Origin of the sequence: Geomesophilobacter sediminis, from assembly GCF_016458275.1 — a bacterium.
GTDB classification, from domain to species: domain Bacteria; phylum Desulfobacterota; class Desulfuromonadia; order Geobacterales; family Geobacteraceae; genus Geomesophilobacter; species Geomesophilobacter sediminis.
The window spans coordinates 128,251-144,990 of record NZ_JAEMHM010000004.1 but is presented as its reverse complement, the minus strand read 5'-3'; the positions used below and the strand labels follow the sequence as shown (position 1 = coordinate 144,990).

The window sequence follows — 16,740 nt, the reverse complement described above, 5'->3', positions numbered from 1 at the left end:
GATGGATCGCAAGATGCTGAAGAGCAAGATTCACCGGGCCACGGTAACCGGCGCCGACCTGCACTACGAGGGGAGCATCACCATCGACCGCGAGCTGATGGAAGCCGCCGACATCGTCCCGTACGAGGCGGTTTGCATCTGGGACGTCAACAACGGGAGCCGTTTCGAGACCTATGCGATCGAAGGCGAGCCCGGTTCCGGCGTCATCTGCATCAACGGCGCCGCGGCGCGCATGGTCGCCCCCAAGGACCTGGTGATCATCGCGAGTTTCGTGAACATGTCCAACGCCGAGGCGCTGGCCCACGAGCCGAAGCTCGTCTTCGTCGACGAAGAGAACCGGATGCTCCCGACCCGCAAGGAAGCCGCCGGCCAGGGGAACCTGAAGCGGGTTTTCTAGAAAACCGGGGCTTGGGGCAGACACCGGAGGACTGCACCCTTTATCTGCGGTGGAGTCCTCCTTTTCGTTTCCACCAGGTGGCCTGTGGCATGGCCTTTCATGATATTATCAAGCGATGAAATACGTAAACCATTTCCATTTCGTCGCTCTGTCCCTGGTCGTCCTTACCGTCTTCAGCGGCTGTTCGACCTTGCCGGACGTCTCCCGGGTAATCGACGATACCCCGTCGGAACGGGAATCGGTCCGCATCGCTTCGGCCAAGGGGCTGTTGTCACCCCAAAAAAGCCAGGCGATCATGGAACGGTTGCGGCGATCCGTCCCCCCGACGGACATCCTGGAACGCCACAACGCCGTGCTGGAATCGGTCACGGAAAGCCCGCTGACCAAGGGAAACAAGGTAAAGCTGCTGATCGACGGCAGGGCAACCTATGCCGCCATGTTCGATGCCATTCGCCATGCCAAAGCGAACATCAACCTGGAAACCTTCACCATCGCGGACGATGAGGCCGGCCGCAAGTTCAGCAACCTGCTGCTGGAAAAACGTGCCGAAGGTGTCGAGGTAAACCTCATATACGACAGCGTGGGAAGCCACGCGACCCCGGCGGCTTTTTTCCAGCGGCTGCGCGACGGCGGTGTCCGGCTGGTCGAATTCAATCCGGTAAATCCGCTGAAAGCCCGCGGGCATTGGTCTCCGGAACATCCGGACCATCGGAAGCTCCTGATCGTCGACGGCAGGCTCGCCATTACGGGCGGCATCAACATCACCTCGAATTATTCGATCCGGGTTTCCGGCGGGAGAAGTACCACGGGAGCGTCCCTGCCTTGGCGCGACACCGATGTCCAGGTCGAGGGGCCTGCGGTGGCCGAATTCCAAAAACTCTTCCTGGCCACCTGGCAGAAGCAGCAAGGGGCGAAACTCGACGACCCGAGCTATTTCCCCGGTCTGAAAGAAGTGGGCAATGCGCTGGTGCGGGTGGTCGGCAGCACGCCGGGACAAAACAACCGGATCACCTTCACCGTCTACGTTGCCGCGATAACTTTTGCCGAGCGCTCGATTCATCTCACCAACGCCTACCTCATTCCCGACGACCAGATCCTGGATGCTTTCACCGCTGCCGCCAAGCGCGGTGTCGATGTGAAGATCATCGTTCCGGCCAACAGCGATTCCACCATAGCCGTGGACGCGGCCCGGTATAACTATTCCGAGTTGTTGAAAGCGGGGGTGAAGATCTATGAACGCCGCAACGCCATTTTGCATGCAAAGACCGCGGTAATAGACGGCGTCTGGTCGACGGTCGGCTCCACCAACCTGGACTTCTGGAGTCTTTTGAGCGACGACGAGGTGAATGCGGTTATCCTGAGTCGCGAGTTTGCCGGGGAAATGGAGCGGGTGTTTGCCGCGGATCTCGCCGCGTCCGACCAGATCCAATGGGAGAAGTGGAAGAAAAGGCCCCTGTGGCAAAAGATCAAGCAGTCGTTCGCCCACCTGTTTTGCCATTTGATGTGACGGTAACACCGAGGTCCGAACCCCAGCTCCAGCCTTCAGCCCCCAGCCCCTAGCCCCTGGCCCCTTGGTATGCTACAATGTGCCCTTGTTGTTCATTCTAATTAGGGACCGGGACTCTTCATGCCGATCTTCGCCGCATCCTACCTGCTGCCGATCGCTTCTCCTCCCATCGAGGGGGGAGCCCTCGCCGTGGAAAACGGCCGCGTGGTCGCGGTCGGTCCCCTGGCCGAAATCCGTGCCTCCCATCCGGGGCCGGTCACCGACTTCCCCGGGGCCGCCATCCTCCCGGGTATGGTCAACGCGCACACCCACCTGGAACTGACCAACTTTCCTTCGTGGAAGGTCCGCAAGGCGCTCGACTACCATCCCCGCACCTACGTGGACTGGGTGACCCAGGTGGTGAAGATCCGCCGCGCCCTGACCCCGGAAGAGCTGCAACTTTCCGTGAAGGCGGGTATCCGTCTCTGCCTGGAAGCCGGCACCACCGCGATCGGCGAGATCCTCACCGACGGCGCTCTCGCTCCGCTCTACGCAGAGAGCCCGTTGCGCGGCACGCTCTTTCTCGAGGCGCTGGGGCATGATCCGGCCCAGTGCGAGCAACTGATGCAGCGGGTATCCGAGGACCTCCGACGCCCCTCCGGTGCGTTCCGCCCCGGCATTTCGCCGCACACGCCGCACACCGCTTCCGCCGTCATCTTCCAGAAGGCGCAGCAGTTGAGCCGCGAGCTGGGGGTGAAAAAGGCGGTTCATCTCTCCGAATCCGCCGAAGAAGCCTCCTTCATGTACGACTCGAGCGGTGCCATCGCCGACAAGCTCTACACCATGGCCCATTGGGAAAGCTACCTCCCCGCGCCGCGCAAGACCACCTCGACCGCCTATCTGCAGGATCTCGGCTTCCTCGATGACGCCACCTTGGCGGTGCACGCCGTGCACGTGATTCCGGCCGACGCGGTGCTTCTGAAGCGCGCCGGCGTGACCGTGGTGCTCTGTCCGCGCAGCAACGAACGCCTTGCCGTGGGTGCGGCACCGCACCATCTGTTCCGGAGCCTCGACATTCCTCTGGCCGTCGGCACCGACTCGCTGGCCAGCAACGATTCGCTTTCGTTGTGGGACGAAATCCGCTTCCTGCGCGATCTGGACCCGGAGCAGTTCTCGGCGTGCGAGCTGATCCGTATGGCCACCATCGGCGGTGCCCGGGCGCTTGGCATCGACGCCGAGGTCGGGACGCTGGAGGCCGGCAAACGCGCCGACTTCCAGGTCGTAACTACCCACGCACCCCATTCCGGGGCTTCCCTTTGCGGCACCCTGCTGGAAAACGGGCGGGTGGCGGAAGTCTTCCTCGGGGGCGAGGCGCTCCGGTAGCCGTCCCTTTTCCCTGTCCTTTTTCATGACCTTTTGGTACTATGACGCGATGGGTGAGAAACTGATTTGCAATAATAAGAAGGCGTTCCACGACTACTTCATCGAGGAGCGTTTCGAAGCGGGGATGGTGCTCCAGGGGACCGAGGTGAAGTCGTTGCGTAACGGCAAGGCCAACCTCAACGACTCCTTTGCCATGGTCAAGAACGGCGAGGCTTTCCTGCACAATTTCCACATCAACCCGTACGACTTCGGCAACCGCGAGAACCACGACCCGGACCGGATGCGGAAGCTCTTGCTGCACAAAAAAGAGATCACCAAGCTCTTCTCCAAGATCCGCGAGCAGGGGTACACCCTGATCCCGCTGCGCGTCTACTTCAAGGACGGCAAGGTGAAGACCGAGCTCGGGCTGGCCAAGGGTAAGAAGAACTACGACAAGCGCGAGACCATGAAGCAAAATGACATGAAGCGCGACGTAGCGGTAGCCCTGAAGGAACGACACAAATCCGGCTGATCCGCCGCAAACGCTGCTGCTGCCTACCTACAGATCGACGAAGGCCACCTCCGAAACCGGAGGTGGCCTTCGTCGTTTGAAACCAAATTCCTTGCTTTCTCTTCCTTCGGAAATCAGTTCCTTACTCCTTTTCCTTTCCAGAGAGGGTTGGGGTGAGGGGCCGATTCCCGCCACCGGATGCCCTAAACCAGGAATGAAACCACACTCTTGCCATCAGCCCAGCAGAAAAACTCCGCTATGTCACGACTCTGTGTCTTTGGTGAGCAATTTTTTTAATGTAAATGTAAATGAAAAAATATTTTTATTTTGCGCCCGGTTATGTTATAAGGAGTTCACTCAAACTCAGGGCTGGGGAGAGCGAGTCGGACTGATCTTTACGTGATATAGCTGGACGGGTGTTCCGTTCGGGATTGCATGCAGATAAGGAGGAGAGAAATGCTATCGGTCATCAAGTTTCTTGCCGCAGCCACGTTGTTCTTTGTCTTGTTGCAGTTTTTCCTGTACGCCACCAATCGGGCCACCGCCGAGGAGCGGAAGTCGTTCTGCATGCCCTTCGGCATCATCCTCTTTGCCGTATCCATCGCCGGCTTTGCCAGCCGCAACATCTTCTTCGTCTTTTTCTCCGTGATACTGGTCGCGTTGAGCCTTTGGCTGGGGCCGACCACCTGGCGGGGGAAAAAGGAAACCGATCCGCCTCTGTTGCCGGTAGAAAACACCGAGCCGGATCGCTTCGAGGGTGCCGCCTTCGACGCCAGGCCGAAAGCCGCTTGCGCCGAGAGCGCCGAAACCGATCCGAGCGTCGCGCAACGGTGCTGAGAAGATTTCCGCTACGTAGCGATCAAGCTACTCTCTATGGATGGTGCTTGCTGCTTTGGGGCGAAAGTGCTATCTTAGTGAGGTCGTGAAAAACGACAGCCGGAAATTACTGGGGGTGTAAAGGTTTCGACGGGGGTAATAAGCAAAGGTTGCATGCCGAGGTCCGGGTGGCTCGTTAAACAATCCGGGACGCATTAAGCGCCGACAACTACGAATACGCTTTAGCAGCTTAATAACCTGCTAACGATCTGCCGAGCCTCTCCCACGGGTGAGGACAGATCGTCATTTTAGTGGGATAGTTCCAGTGAGTGCCTGCGGCACTGGGGCGAAATTTAGCGGGACCGCTTCTCATGAATCCCGGCCTGTGGAGTCATGAGCGGTTAAATTAAAAACAGGTATAAGCATGTAGACGCCTTTTGTGTACGACTTTCGGACGCGGGTTCGATTCCCGCCACCTCCACCAATGTAAAGAATTCGAACTGGTATCCGAAGAAAACGCCAGATCGGATTCCGTAGTCAAAGGCCCCTTCCGGGGCCTTTCCTCATCCAATAAGACCAGTGGCTGCAACTTAGATTTAGCGATTAGATAGCACTTGCCTCCATCTGGGTATACTGGCTCTAGGGTTATCTTGCCTAGAACTTTCCGTAGTAGTAGTGCAGATTGTTCAGTCTTTTGCTCTAAGATGTTTTGGACCTTAGCTACCCGAAGAGTAATCCACTCAATCGAGGGAGCACGGAAGGCTGGTTTGTTTTTTATCTCCATAGCCGCTATTTCCGATTTTAGCTCTGCTGCTTTTCTTTCTGTGATCCGTAAAGCATCTTCAATCGCCACGCTCGGGCCCGCCTCTGCTATAAATCTTACGAAGTTGTCTATCTTCAGTTGGTCATGTGATAGTTGAGTTTTTTTTGTTTCCAGTTCCTTTGGAATATTGGACAACATTTTTCTGACAATGTGCTCCACTTTTCTCAAGATATATTGCAGATTTTGAGTGTCATTGATGATGCGTCCCAGTTCGTCAAGTATGACCCTTTCCGCGAGTTTTGCTCTGACTAGAATCTTGTTTGAACAAGCCCCTTTCGCTCCCTTAAGGCATCCGTAGTAGCCTCCACCCTTTCCACTGACCTTTCCTATCGCGCCATCACATACACTACAAATCATAGCTCCAGCCAAAATCTCTCTCGGGAAAACATCAACATAGCTTCGCTGATTTTTAGAAAATCCCCTTCGGGGATTATCGCTTTGAGACCAGGCCTCTTGCACCTCTTTCATTCGAACCTGGACTGCATCCCAAAGATCCTGTTGGATTATTCTCAGGGTTTCATCCGTACCTTCAAAAAGAGGCTCAGGACGAGGGACCTGCCTAACTTTTCCTGTACCAGGCATCCGTTTGTTTTGATTTTTTCCCCAAGTCCACCTGCCAATGTATTTGGTATTTTTGAGAATTCGCCTTACGGTTGATGTGTTCCACCCTTGCTTTTCTCTTTTTTGGCTGGGGATACCCTCCGAATTTAAAAGCTTTACTATTTGAAGAATTGATTTTCCTTCTTTGAAAAGTATAAAAATTTTATTTACTATCAGTGCCTGTTCTTCAAATATATAAATTAACATCCCATCGGGACGAGGTTTTCCTTTTTTATCCATCCTTAGCTCGCTAGAAGGTTTCGTTTTATAGCCATAAGTTTTTTCACCAAGGCTATAACCACGTGTTTTTTGACCCAATTGCCCTCGTAGTGTTTTTTTTCTCAAATCATCAACATATATTTCATTAACAATACCCCGTAGCTGATAAGAAATTTTTGATTCTTCATCTGCTGTATTAAGATTGTCTGCGACCGAGTGCAATGCCACGTCTAAAAATTTTAACTCCTCAATGGCAGTCAACATGTCAAGATTACTACGAGATAGCCTTGACAGGTCGTCGACCAAAACCGCATCGACTCTCTTTTCCCTTACGACCTCTAAAAGATTGTTTAGGCCGGCTCGTTGACGCAAGGTTCCTGAAGTTGCTGCATCAACAAAGATGTCATCGGGATCAACGGTAAAACCTTTTTTATCTGCATATTGCATGCATACTGTAATTTGATCATCTAGACTTTCCTCACGTTGGTTGTCGCTGCTGTAACGAGCGTATATAGCTGCTTTCATGGTTGTATCTCCTACTGAATGTGTTTGGAATTGTTACTGATATGTATCATTTTTAGGTGTTTAAAGTATTCATCAGCCAGTATTTCCGATATTAAATCCAGTAATGCAGAAAATGCTAGGGATGACCCATTTATACCTGTGTTCTTTGCAATATTATCAGACCTGTTATTGCACATATTTTATGCCTATATCCAAAAATTAAATACCCAAATTTGTATACCTTTTTTACGACCAGTCAAGATTGAAATGCGGCATTCCTCTGGCAAAGCGAACCAATCACTATTACTTAATGTTTGTAAATGCAAACATTAAGTAATAAAAGGAGTGATAACGTCGAAAAATACATACATTATGTTCAGCCTATTTTTATTATTAATTAGATGTGGAGTGACTGTCATTAAAGCTCTGGTGCTTTAACGCCTTGATTGAGGTTTGGGCCAGTCTGGTGCAGGGCCAGGAAAGGCTTCAGTCGTTTCTACATGACCTGACGTGGCCACGCCGAGCTGTCGTAGGCCCCTTGGGCAACCAGTGTAATTGGCACGAGGAATTCGGAATTCGTTGGGTACGCAGATGTTCTCCATTTTCAAGGGAGCCTATCCCCTCAATCTTTATATGTTTGTGGAGATAACCACGAGTTTCGTTATTACGATCCTCCCCCGGAGGGGGCGCTCTATTTGAATCCATTACTTGGCCATTTGGAAACTCAGCTTTTGAATTTCTTGAACGGGAAGGCTAACGATGTCATCGGCGGGGAAACGGGAGAGAAGATAGAGTCTACGATGGACTCCATAGCGTGAAACTTGGTCGGGAGGTGGAGTTGGGCAGGAAATTGGATGCTTAGTTAATCGGCAGGGCTACTAATCGACATCTCAACCGAGGGCCGATACCGTTAGGGAATGGATTGCTTTCAATAATAGAACCGCTCACCTAGTGAGAAGTCTGCCTGCATCAGCAGGGTGCACCGCCCCTGGAAAACGATTAACACCGTAGTATTCCTCGTCTTCGAGAGCATAAATCTTAATTGTTCTTGGCAGCTCACTGGTGTGCGCTTCGTTGATTGTAACGACGCAGGCCGCTTCCTCGCCAGCCTTTCTTTTATCAAGATCAGTGAGTAAGTTCTTCAGGACCTGCCGAGAGATGTACAGGGTGGACCCTGTGAAGTTAACTCCATATCCCACGGCAATGACCGACAGCTTTTTCATGGTTTGAGGGTACTTTGGGTGTAAATTGTCTTTTTTAATGATTGTGCACGCCGTCTCTTCACCGTTACCCTTGCGGCAAATTTTCGACAGCAAAGTAATTAGGTTGCGCCTGCTAAGGTACACCTTGGCAAACATGTACCCTCCTTTTTTCAACTCCAAACGGTTTTTGTGGCTTTGACGGCACATATATAGCTTTAAATTCCATTAATGCAACTATAAAGTCGTAGGTTTCGCGTAGGTCAATAAGTTTACTGCAGCGGCCGACAAGAGGAATGGGTAAGAGGAATAAGTGGATCCCAGAGGATACAAGAGGATCCAACTGGGAAACGGCAGATGCTAGGGCTCCTGCCGCTCTTTGGGCAAAGATTAGCGGTTGAGGATATGTTTCATTAGATTTACAGGTACCGCAAATGCGTCTTCATTATAGCAGTGAATCGGTTCACGCACTTCCCCTGCTCTTGTGTCGATCGGGTCGCCCCGAGCGTCTGGAGGTTAAGGAGTGTCGACACGAAAAACTAGCCGTAGTGCTCAGGTAGTACCAGCCATGGGTGCAGGGACGTTGTCTTGGTACCCACAGACCGGCGACCACTGTATGCTACCAGGTTTGCCGTGGTGCATGCATTCCACCTGCCCTTGCTTGATGATCGGTCTGACGGCCGTGACCCTAAACCTCTACTGTCCCTTCGGTGCCAAATGGAGCACCGACCCTATTTGCTAAATTGGCGAAATATAATCTTTATTTCAACGTTTGCTCATTGATTTGATTGCACCTAATGCCTATGTTGAATCGAGGTGTGTCATCTACTGGACGTTGAGGAGGGGAAGGTGGGATATGAAATAGATTTTCTCCCTGTAGGGAGTGTTGAGAGAAGCGGCGATGCCATTTGTTTCCGTTTTGGTAACCTCGCGGGGCCCAGGAATGAGCAAACGGTCGTCGTTCTGGATGGAGGCTTTAAGGAAAGTGGCGTGAAGCTTGTTGAGCACATCAAATCTTACTATGGTACTGACCTCGTGGACATCGTCATTAACTCCCATCCTGACTGTGATCATTCTTCAGGCCTCGAGGTTGTTCTTAACGAGTTGCGGGTTGGAGAGCTGTGGATGCACCAGCCATGGAATCATACCCAGGGGATGGCAAAGCTTTTTAAAGACGGCAGAGTCACAGACAATAGCATCAGCGACCGCCTGCAGAAATCCCTCAACGCTGCACTGACCTTGGAACAGATAGCAGAAGAGAAAGGCATACCGATCATCGAACCTTTTTATGGTCTTACAAATGAAACCGGTGCGCTCAAGGTCATGGGACCTACTCTGGAGTACTATGAATCCCTTCTAACCGACTTTGCGTCGACACCGGAACCGAAACAGGAGACGCTTTTTTCAAAGGCACTCGCTGCCTTGTCAGAGACCGTCACTAAGATTGCCGAGGGCTGGGACTTCGAGACGCTTTCGGATGATGGAGAGACAACGGCGGAAAACAATAGTTGTGCCGTTCTACAACTTGACGTAGATGGGGTGCACCTCGTCTTCACCTGTGATGCAGGGGTTCAAGCAATTTCGAAAGCACTGGACTACATGGAGGCTTCCGGGTACTCACACCAAAAGCTGAAATTTGTTCAGGTACCTCATCATGGTAGTCACCGTAATGTCGGTCCTTCGGTACTCAACCGCCTACTCGGACCCAAAAATGTCAAAGACGATGCCCTCCGAACTGCCTTCGTCTCTTGCGCCCCCGACGGGGAGCCTAAGCACCCAAATAAGAAGGTATGCAATGCTTTTCGCCGCCGTGGAGCACACGTCCATGCAACGCAAGGCACCTCCAAGTGGCACCATACATCTGATGCTCCCGCACGGGGAACCTATAGCGCTTCCACGCCCCTACCTTTTTACCCCCAGGTTGAGGAGTAACCCCAAGATTACTTACTAAAGCATGAAAAGGCAGTGAAAAGGGAGGATTCAGAAGGATGAACCAAGCGAAGTGGTGGGATGAATATGAAATCAAGGCGCGTTACATCCCTTGTTTCGTAGCTACGGTGTTCCCTGTGCATTTTGCAATTCAATTTCTCGGTCATGCTTTCTGGCAGAGTCTGGCAAAGGACGTCGCATGGCTCGTAGTCGCAAATTTAACTCTCCCCGCTGTGGTGACTTTAGCGCTTATCCAAGTGCAATGTGCAATCGCCAAACACTGGGTTGAGGAGGGCGTCTTTGGGAAAGGGGGAATTAATTTCCCGACCACCGCCTATCTACTATTTCAAGACTCTTTCTTGTCCGGGAAAGTTAAGCTTGCGATCAGAGAAAAAGTGTTGAAGGATTTCAATTTCGCCTTGATGGATGTGGCTGAGGAGAAGGCTTCTCCTCAAGAAGCAAGGAAGGTAGCCCGCGAAGCGGTAGGATTTATCAGAAGGTCCGTCGGGAAAGGAGCGATGACCCATCAGTATAACATTCGTTACGGATTTGTGAGGAATCTCGTGGGAGGAGCCCCTTTGGGGTTCTTCGGTAGCGTGGGGTGTGTAATCTGGTACGGGGCCAACAATAATCTGCCTGCTTTTTTAATGTTCACGTTTTTTGCAATATTTTTCACGACTTTAGTCCTGTTCAGAGAAACCTTCCTCGTGAAAGTGGCCCACCAATATGCTGAGGTGCTGTTCAACGAGTATATGATGGCACACCGATCGATTAAATGAAGCCTCTGCAGGTTTTTCGGCCCTTACATCGAGTTGTTCTGCTTCTTTAAATTCAATATGCGTCGGTGCGATAACGCTAGTGGATAGGCTAGAGTGCTTGTGCTGCAGCCGCAGGTTCCGCCGGCGGATCACTACGTTAGTAATAGGAACGGAAGTTGAATCGGGCACTCCTTTGGCCGGTGAGGGGTGGTTGTGAAATATGTTGACCCGTCACACCAATTGGTATATATAAAAAGTACCAATTGGTGTGCGGCTGCCATGGGGTGATGCTATGACGCAGGTTGAGAGGGAGCCGGAAGAAGACGTCCTGAAGGGCTTACGTGACGCCTACTTGGCAAGGGCGGTACGCAGAACGCGGGAATGCATGGAAGGCATGGCGCGTGAAAAGCTGTTTGAATGCGACGTGGAGAAGGTCTTGATGGAGGCCCAGGTAACCGGGAGTGATAAGACCGGAGAGGCCACGCCGGAGAGTCCGGGCTGCACCGGATACGTGATTTACGGAAAGAGCACCACCGGTGCCCGGGTCTGCTGCCGATTCGCCAGCAAGCACCATCCGAAGACCAACGACTTCATCCACTGGGTGATGACATCATTCGAGCAGGTAGGAGTAGCGATATGATTTGCACTAACTGTTTCGAAGCCGATTACCGGACCGAAAAAACCGAGGTGACGATAGCAATAGACGGGGAAGGTCGGGTTCTGCGAGACGTGGAGTGTGAGGTCTGCCCCTCCTGCGGCGATACTATGTTCACCCACGACCAGTCCCTTGAAATCGACAAGAAACGGGTAGCCCTTGAGTTCGGCCTCAAGCCGTCGCTTACCCCGGCTCAGCTCAAGGACCTGCGCTGCCGCATCCTGAACATGAATCTGGACGAGATATGCGAGGTGTTGCATATCGGCAAGAACACTTACGGACGGTGGGAGCGTGGGGACTCGGACATCACCCCTTCCATGAACCTCCTGGTGCACAACCTAATCGAGAAAGTACCCGGAGCCGCCGTCAACCTGTTTCCGGTGGAACGTGAACGGAAGCTGGATACCATCAACCCACGGTTGCTCAGGACGGAAAGCTCATTCGGCGAATACATCAGGGCGGCGTTGGAGGCCACAAAGTTGGTTCCTGCGACGGTTTGCGCAGCGGTGGGCATAACTCTCCAGGAACTGACCAAACTGCAGAACAACGAGGTGGAGCCCGAGAAAATCCCCGTGGTCACTTCTGCGAAAATCCTATGGTTCTTCCGGCTCAACCTCGATACCTTACGCAACCTCATGAATAATTCTCTCGGCATCTTGGATATGAAGTCCGGCGTCACGGCCGTTCATGCCAGGTCCACCACCTACGACGGGAAGGCTGCGAGTATCCAGGACAGTAGCGTGAACAAAATCTTGGAAAAGCTGGCCCAGCAAAAGGGCGGGTTGAAGGTCAAGAGATGCGTGAGCGAAGAGTACCTGGCCAAGGTGAATGCAGCACTTTCACAAATTGATAGCGGGGTGGGGCCATGATGGGTGCGAATTACAAGTTCGCGTATGAGAAGGCGCGGCAGGTGCTGAAGAAGTATAAGATAACGGAAGTGCCCACCGACCTACAGGCTATCTGCAAGGGACTCGGGGTGGAGTACGTCGAACTGAACGACCCCGAAGCGCTGGACGGTGCTCTGCTGGAAATGAACGGGATGCACGTCGCCATGCTGAACCGGGCCAAGTCGTTCGTGAGGGGGCGCTTCACCCTGGCCCACGAACTGGGCCATATCTGCCTGGAGCATGGTAAGCGCGACTTCTACGACCCGGAAATGGCCAGGGAACTGGGCGAGGACGTGCCGGAGAACAAGAAACCGGCGAAGGAACAGGAGGCGGACGCTTTCGCTTCGGAACTCCTGATGCCGACGGACCAGCTGAAAAAGTACCAGGGCGAGCTGAAGAATCTGGACAAGATGGCGGAACTCTTCCAGGTGAGTAAGCAGGCGATGTCCATCGCCATAAACCGGTACTACAGCTCGGCGAGGAATTTCAAATAACTCAAAAAAGAAAAATCGGGATGCTGTTGCAGCAGCATCCCGACATTCCCAACATGGTAAGGTTGGGCGCTTGTACTGAAGTTGTCTCATTTGTGGTCTTACCACAAAAGCTTCATCGTTTCAAGCGGTCTGTTTCCAAAAGCGAGGTGAATGGTCGATGGCAACTAACCCTCCCAAGGGCGACGGTCACCGTAACGGTGCCGTCCGCGAACGGTCGCAGGTGTACAACCCCACGATTGACCGTTACGTGAAGAGGGACACCAACACCGGTCGGTTCATGGACGTCAAGTCCGACGGAACCCCGTTCAAAGGCGTCCGCAAGGAGAAGTAGTCCAACGTCAACCTCAGCCACGGTATTTGGAGAAACAGCCACATGAGTGCAAAGGTAACCTTCTTCCCCGTTGCGAACGGGGACATGACCCTCATTATCCTCAACGACACCAACGAAACCAGCATCCTCATCGACGTGAATATCCGGTGTGCAGCAGACGACCCTGAGGACGACACCTGCGATGTCGCCAATCAGCTCAGAACGCGGCTGAAAACCGACGACAAGGGTCGCCCCTATGTCGATGTCTTCGTCCTGAGCCACCCGGACCAAGACCACTGCAGCGGACTCCAAAAGCATTTCCACCTCGGCAAGCTCGATGATTACAAATACGAGCCGCCGGAGGGGGAAGAGCTGAAAATCGTCATCAGGGAAATCTGGTCCTCCCCGATGGTATACAGGCGGGCGAGCACGAACCACACCCTCACCGATGACGCCAAGGCGTTCAACACCGAAGCCAAGAGGCGTGCCAACCTCTACAAGGAAAAGGTCGGGGTTGGCATCACCGACGGCGATAGAATCCTTATCATCGGCGAAGACGAGAGCCCGGACAAGACGAAGGGGCTGGAGGGCATCCTCTACAAGCAGGGGGATACCATCACCAGGATTAACGGTACTTACAATAGCATGGCCTCGATGAGGGTCCTCGGCCCGTTCCCGAAGGATGCCGACGAGGAAGAGGAAAAATCCCTCCAAAAGAACCACTCCAGCGTCATCATCCAGTATCACATCGCTTCGGATGCCGCGCACCCAGATGCCTGTATCTTCCTGACCGGCGGCGACGCCGAGGTCGCCATCTGGAAGAAGCTATGGTCGAAGTACAAGAACAATACTGATGACCTCAAGTACGACTTGCTGCTTGCTCCGCACCACTGCTCGTGGCACGCTCTGTCGTTCGACAGCAGAAGCAAGGTCGCCGACCCGAAGGTGGACGCGGATGCCAAGTCCGCCCTGTCCCAGGCCAATTTCGGTGCCTACATCATGTCCAGCAGTAAGGCTATTAAGGACGACGACACCGACCCCCCTTGCCATGCCGCGAAGAAGGAATACCTGACCATCAGCAAGAACTTCAAGTGCACCGGCGAGTACCCCAACACCACCACCACGCATGAACCGTTCGAGTTCATAATCGCGGCTGACGGTCCGCAGCCGCCGGGCAACAAAAAGGCATCGGTGGCTGCCGCAGCGGTTTCAATGGCCAGGGAGCCGTTGTCCCATGGGTAGGGACAAGAAAAATGCAACGCTTGAGGGGGGCATGCCCGTGCCCCCCGCCATTGCGCAGGCGGTAAAGGAACTGGAAACCTTCCCCGACATCGTCAGTGTGGGAGAACCGGATCTAAGACCGAGCGGCTGGTGGAAGATTGCGACTTTATTTCGTGTCCCCATGCCTAGCAAGGCTGAGGAGACGGGAATAAGTTCCACCGGCGTCAAGACGGTCGAGCCAGTCTACATGTATTTCCCGGAGAACTTCCCTCTCAAAGCGCCCAAGTTCTTTCTGCGAGTGGACTTTCCGAGGACTCTTCCCCACATCAACCCAGGCTCTGGCAATTCCATAGTGTCCCCTTGCATATACGATGGTTCGCTGGATGACCTGTTGCATCAAGGCCATGGGCTGACAACCATCATCGACCAGATGCAAGACTGGCTGAGAAAAGCGGCAAGCGACAGCCTCATCAACAAGAACCAGGGGTGGGAGCCCATGCGGCTGGATACCGCCGATGAGCCAATCATTTATCAAAAGGCGAAGGTCCAGGGCTTTGTTTCAAAAACGGCAGGCTTCAGGCTGCTGACCTGTGACGTGTTCAAGCTGAGTGCAGGGGATATTTTTAAAATCTCGGACTACACTTGCAGGGCCATGGATGCCGGTTTCATAAAGGAAATAACTCAGAAAGATTTCGTCGGCAGGAAAGGCAGCGTCGGCACCTGTCCAGTCTTGTGCTGCTGGCCAAATGAGAGTGTTGTTGTCGATACCTACTTCCCGGAAACGGTCACCAACCTCGGCGAGTTGCTGGAAAAAAGCAAGCTGTACGGTACCTACCAATCGTTCTGGCCGCAGATACAGCTTCTTTGGAATCAGTCGGCAAAGGTCTCATATGCGGTGGAAGTTGTGACCATCCACTGCGTCCGGAGGCCGCTCAATCTGATAAACCAGAACACGAATCTGGAATTCCTTTCCTATAGAGTTCGTGTTCAGTACACGCCTTTAGGAATCCCGGACATGAATTCTCCCGTCGGTATTCTTGGCCATCTGCATGCCGTCGGGCCGGAGCTGCTGAGAGAGATTTCCGGGGCGTCGCCAGGGAAAATGGAGTCCATCATTCATATCGGCTGTGGCAGTTTGGGGTCAAAAATCGCTCTGCATCTTTGCCGGGCGGGGCACGGCCCTTTCACCCTGATAGACCACCGATGGATGTCGGAGCACAACCTCGCACGGCACGCCTTGACCACAGCCGCTGGTGATAAGGCAGAACTCCTGAAGAAGGTGATGGAGAATTTCAGCGTAAGCGCGACCGCCCATAACAAGTCCCTTCAGGACTATCTGGCGAAAAGCAGCTCCCGGCTCTTCGAGAAGGAATCCCTGATAATCGACTCGACAGCATCTTTGAACGTGCGGGAAACCCTGGCCTCCCTGCCAAACGCGACCAACAACTCGCGGATATTCCAGACCGGGCTTTACTCAAAGGCAAGGCTTGGGTTCATAACCATCGAAGGGCGCGGCAGGAATCCCCGAGTCGATGACCTATCGGCGGCACTCTTTGACTCGGCCATTGACGACAAGCCGCTCTCTGAGGTCTTGGCCGTGGCTGATGACGCCTTCAACCGCCAGGCGACCGGACAGGGGTGCGGGTCGTACACCACCATTATCCCCGATACCAGGATATCTCTTCATGCTGCGGCAATGGCGGAACGTGCCCGGCAGGTGTTTGAAGGGGATATCCCGGAGGAAGGGGAGGTGTCGCTGGGGTTCCTGGACGCCGCCGGGATGTCGCTCAGGTGGCAAACCTCCGCTCTTGCCAAAACCCGAAGGGTCCGCCTCGAAAGAAAGGACTGGGAGCTAAGGGTGCTGGCGCCTGCCTTCGGCATGATGGAGAATGAGGTCGCCAGATGGCCGACCGTTGAGACCGGCGGCGTCCTTATCGGCAGGCTTTGCCTCACCCGGAAATGTGCCATCGTCACCAGGATACTGGAAGCCCCACCCGATTCAACCCGCTCCCGCGCCAGATTCGAGCTGGGAGTTGAGGGCCTGGAAAATAAGATTGCTGAGATTGTGAAATCGTCCGGGCTGACGTATCTGGGCACCTGGCACAGCCATTTGTTCGGCGGTACTCCGTCCGGAATCGATGAAGCCACCCTGCAGAAAATAAAGGACCTCAGATTGGGTATCCCGGCTTTCAACTTAATATGGCACGGAGGTGAGCTAACTTGCTTTGCCGATTATGGTGACTATTGAAATTAATGGCTTTGTGCCTACGATGACTGACCCCAGAAGGTAGTGCAAGTCTTAGCTACAAACAAGTGGCGCATGACGATGGTAACTGCTTGACGATCATAACCACCTTTTCAGCCAGCCTCTCTTCGTTTAGCATCTCGGATTCTTCGACCGGTGAGGCATCCCGCCGCGGTGCTTGTTCAGTTCATGCTCGACGATGGTTTCCAACTCCCACATGTTGCCTAGCGAGTTTATCATGAGGCGCAGCAGGGCTCGGGGTCATCCGAGAGCGAAATTCGAGTCGCGCCTCTCTGCACATCACGTGAATAAAGTGCCCGAATC

The 16,740-nt window shown here is 53.5% G+C and carries 14 protein-coding genes, 1 other RNA gene and 1 pseudogene; 14 read left to right on the top strand and 2 right to left on the bottom strand.

Annotation, left to right across the window (positions count from 1 at the left end; genetic code table 11):
* Position 1: 1 nt before the first annotated feature.
* The 6 genes from panD (at position 2) to ssrA (ending at position 5,056) form a co-directional block, all read left to right on the top strand.
* On the top strand, positions 2-397 hold the full coding sequence (gene panD, locus JFN93_RS05760) for an aspartate 1-decarboxylase (protein ID WP_199383045.1): 396 nt from the start codon (positions 2-4) through the stop codon (positions 395-397).
* Positions 398-512: 115 nt separating this feature from the next.
* Positions 513-1,904 carry a cardiolipin synthase gene (gene cls, locus JFN93_RS05755; RefSeq protein ID WP_199383044.1) on the top strand — a complete coding sequence of 464 codons (1,392 nt, stop codon included), beginning with the start codon at positions 513-515 and terminating at the stop codon, positions 1,902-1,904.
* Between the two features lie 120 nt (positions 1,905-2,024).
* Entirely contained in the window at positions 2,025-3,266 is a 1,242-nt protein-coding gene (locus JFN93_RS05750) for an amidohydrolase family protein (protein ID WP_199383043.1), read from the top strand.
* Positions 3,267-3,315: 49 nt separating this feature from the next.
* Entirely contained in the window at positions 3,316-3,777 is a 462-nt protein-coding gene (gene smpB, locus JFN93_RS05745) for an SsrA-binding protein SmpB (RefSeq protein ID WP_199383042.1), read from the top strand.
* A 435-nt stretch (positions 3,778-4,212) separates the two neighbouring features.
* Positions 4,213-4,593 (top strand): hypothetical protein, encoded by a 381-nt coding sequence (locus tag JFN93_RS05740; protein WP_199383041.1) that lies wholly within the window; start codon positions 4,213-4,215, stop codon positions 4,591-4,593.
* A 111-nt stretch (positions 4,594-4,704) separates the two neighbouring features.
* Positions 4,705-5,056, top strand: a transfer-messenger RNA (tmRNA) gene (ssrA, locus tag JFN93_RS05735).
* An 810-nt stretch (positions 5,057-5,866) separates the two neighbouring features.
* Here ssrA and JFN93_RS26035 read toward each other — a convergent pair.
* Both JFN93_RS26035 and JFN93_RS05720 read right to left on the bottom strand, forming a co-directional pair.
* Positions 5,867-6,739: pseudogene (locus JFN93_RS26035) on the bottom strand (recombinase family protein); the annotation flags it as partial.
* A 923-nt stretch (positions 6,740-7,662) separates the two neighbouring features.
* The gene (locus JFN93_RS05720; protein WP_199383040.1) at positions 7,663-8,076 is read right to left on the bottom strand and encodes a hypothetical protein; all 414 of its coding nucleotides are present in this window, start codon (positions 8,074-8,076) and stop codon (positions 7,663-7,665) included.
* Between the two features lie 690 nt (positions 8,077-8,766).
* On the opposite strand from JFN93_RS05720, the gene JFN93_RS05715 reads away from it, so the two are divergent.
* From JFN93_RS05715 to JFN93_RS05680, 8 genes are all read left to right on the top strand, one after another.
* Entirely contained in the window at positions 8,767-9,849 is a 1,083-nt protein-coding gene (locus tag JFN93_RS05715; protein WP_199383039.1) for a ComEC/Rec2 family competence protein, read from the top strand.
* Positions 9,850-9,905: 56 nt separating this feature from the next.
* Positions 9,906-10,625: a hypothetical protein gene (locus JFN93_RS05710; RefSeq protein WP_199383038.1), complete on the top strand. Its 720-nt coding sequence runs from the start codon at positions 9,906-9,908 to the stop codon at positions 10,623-10,625.
* 373 nt (positions 10,626-10,998) lie between these two features.
* Positions 10,999-11,244, top strand: coding sequence for a hypothetical protein (locus tag JFN93_RS05705; protein ID WP_199383037.1), 246 nt, complete (start codon positions 10,999-11,001; stop codon positions 11,242-11,244).
* Entirely contained in the window at positions 11,241-12,128 is an 888-nt protein-coding gene (locus JFN93_RS05700; protein ID WP_199383036.1) for a type II toxin-antitoxin system MqsA family antitoxin, read from the top strand. Before JFN93_RS05705 ends, JFN93_RS05700 begins: the two co-directional genes overlap by 4 nt.
* Complete coding sequence (locus tag JFN93_RS05695) at positions 12,125-12,640, top strand: ImmA/IrrE family metallo-endopeptidase (protein WP_199383035.1); 516 nt, start codon at positions 12,125-12,127, stop codon at positions 12,638-12,640. The genes JFN93_RS05700 and JFN93_RS05695 overlap by 4 nt, the downstream gene beginning before the upstream one ends.
* Before the next feature lie 157 nt (positions 12,641-12,797).
* Positions 12,798-12,971, top strand: a complete 174-nt coding sequence (locus tag JFN93_RS05690; protein WP_199383034.1) for a hypothetical protein — start codon at positions 12,798-12,800, stop codon at positions 12,969-12,971.
* Positions 12,972-13,013: 42 nt separating this feature from the next.
* Entirely contained in the window at positions 13,014-14,192 is a 1,179-nt protein-coding gene (locus JFN93_RS05685) for a ComEC/Rec2 family competence protein (RefSeq protein WP_199383033.1), read from the top strand.
* Entirely contained in the window at positions 14,185-16,419 is a 2,235-nt protein-coding gene (locus tag JFN93_RS05680; protein ID WP_199383032.1) for a ThiF family adenylyltransferase, read from the top strand. The genes JFN93_RS05685 and JFN93_RS05680 overlap by 8 nt, the downstream gene beginning before the upstream one ends.
* The last annotated feature ends 321 nt before the right edge of the window (positions 16,420-16,740 follow it).

Coding starts and splice junctions, on each gene's coding strand:
- panD (WP_199383045.1), top strand. CDS start 2: ATGGATCGCAAGATGCTGAAGAGCAAGATTCACCGGGCCACGGTAACC.
- cls (WP_199383044.1), top strand. CDS start 513: ATGAAATACGTAAACCATTTCCATTTCGTCGCTCTGTCCCTGGTCGTC.
- JFN93_RS05750 (WP_199383043.1), top strand. CDS start 2,025: ATGCCGATCTTCGCCGCATCCTACCTGCTGCCGATCGCTTCTCCTCCC.
- smpB (WP_199383042.1), top strand. CDS start 3,316: ATGGGTGAGAAACTGATTTGCAATAATAAGAAGGCGTTCCACGACTAC.
- JFN93_RS05740 (WP_199383041.1), top strand. CDS start 4,213: ATGCTATCGGTCATCAAGTTTCTTGCCGCAGCCACGTTGTTCTTTGTC.
- JFN93_RS05720 (WP_199383040.1), bottom strand. CDS start 8,076: ATGTTTGCCAAGGTGTACCTTAGCAGGCGCAACCTAATTACTTTGCTG.
- JFN93_RS05710 (WP_199383038.1), top strand. CDS start 9,906: ATGAACCAAGCGAAGTGGTGGGATGAATATGAAATCAAGGCGCGTTAC.
- JFN93_RS05705 (WP_199383037.1), top strand. CDS start 10,999: ATGGCGCGTGAAAAGCTGTTTGAATGCGACGTGGAGAAGGTCTTGATG.
- JFN93_RS05700 (WP_199383036.1), top strand. CDS start 11,241: ATGATTTGCACTAACTGTTTCGAAGCCGATTACCGGACCGAAAAAACC.
- JFN93_RS05695 (WP_199383035.1), top strand. CDS start 12,125: ATGATGGGTGCGAATTACAAGTTCGCGTATGAGAAGGCGCGGCAGGTG.
- JFN93_RS05690 (WP_199383034.1), top strand. CDS start 12,798: ATGGCAACTAACCCTCCCAAGGGCGACGGTCACCGTAACGGTGCCGTC.
- JFN93_RS05685 (WP_199383033.1), top strand. CDS start 13,014: ATGAGTGCAAAGGTAACCTTCTTCCCCGTTGCGAACGGGGACATGACC.
- JFN93_RS05680 (WP_199383032.1), top strand. CDS start 14,185: ATGGGTAGGGACAAGAAAAATGCAACGCTTGAGGGGGGCATGCCCGTG.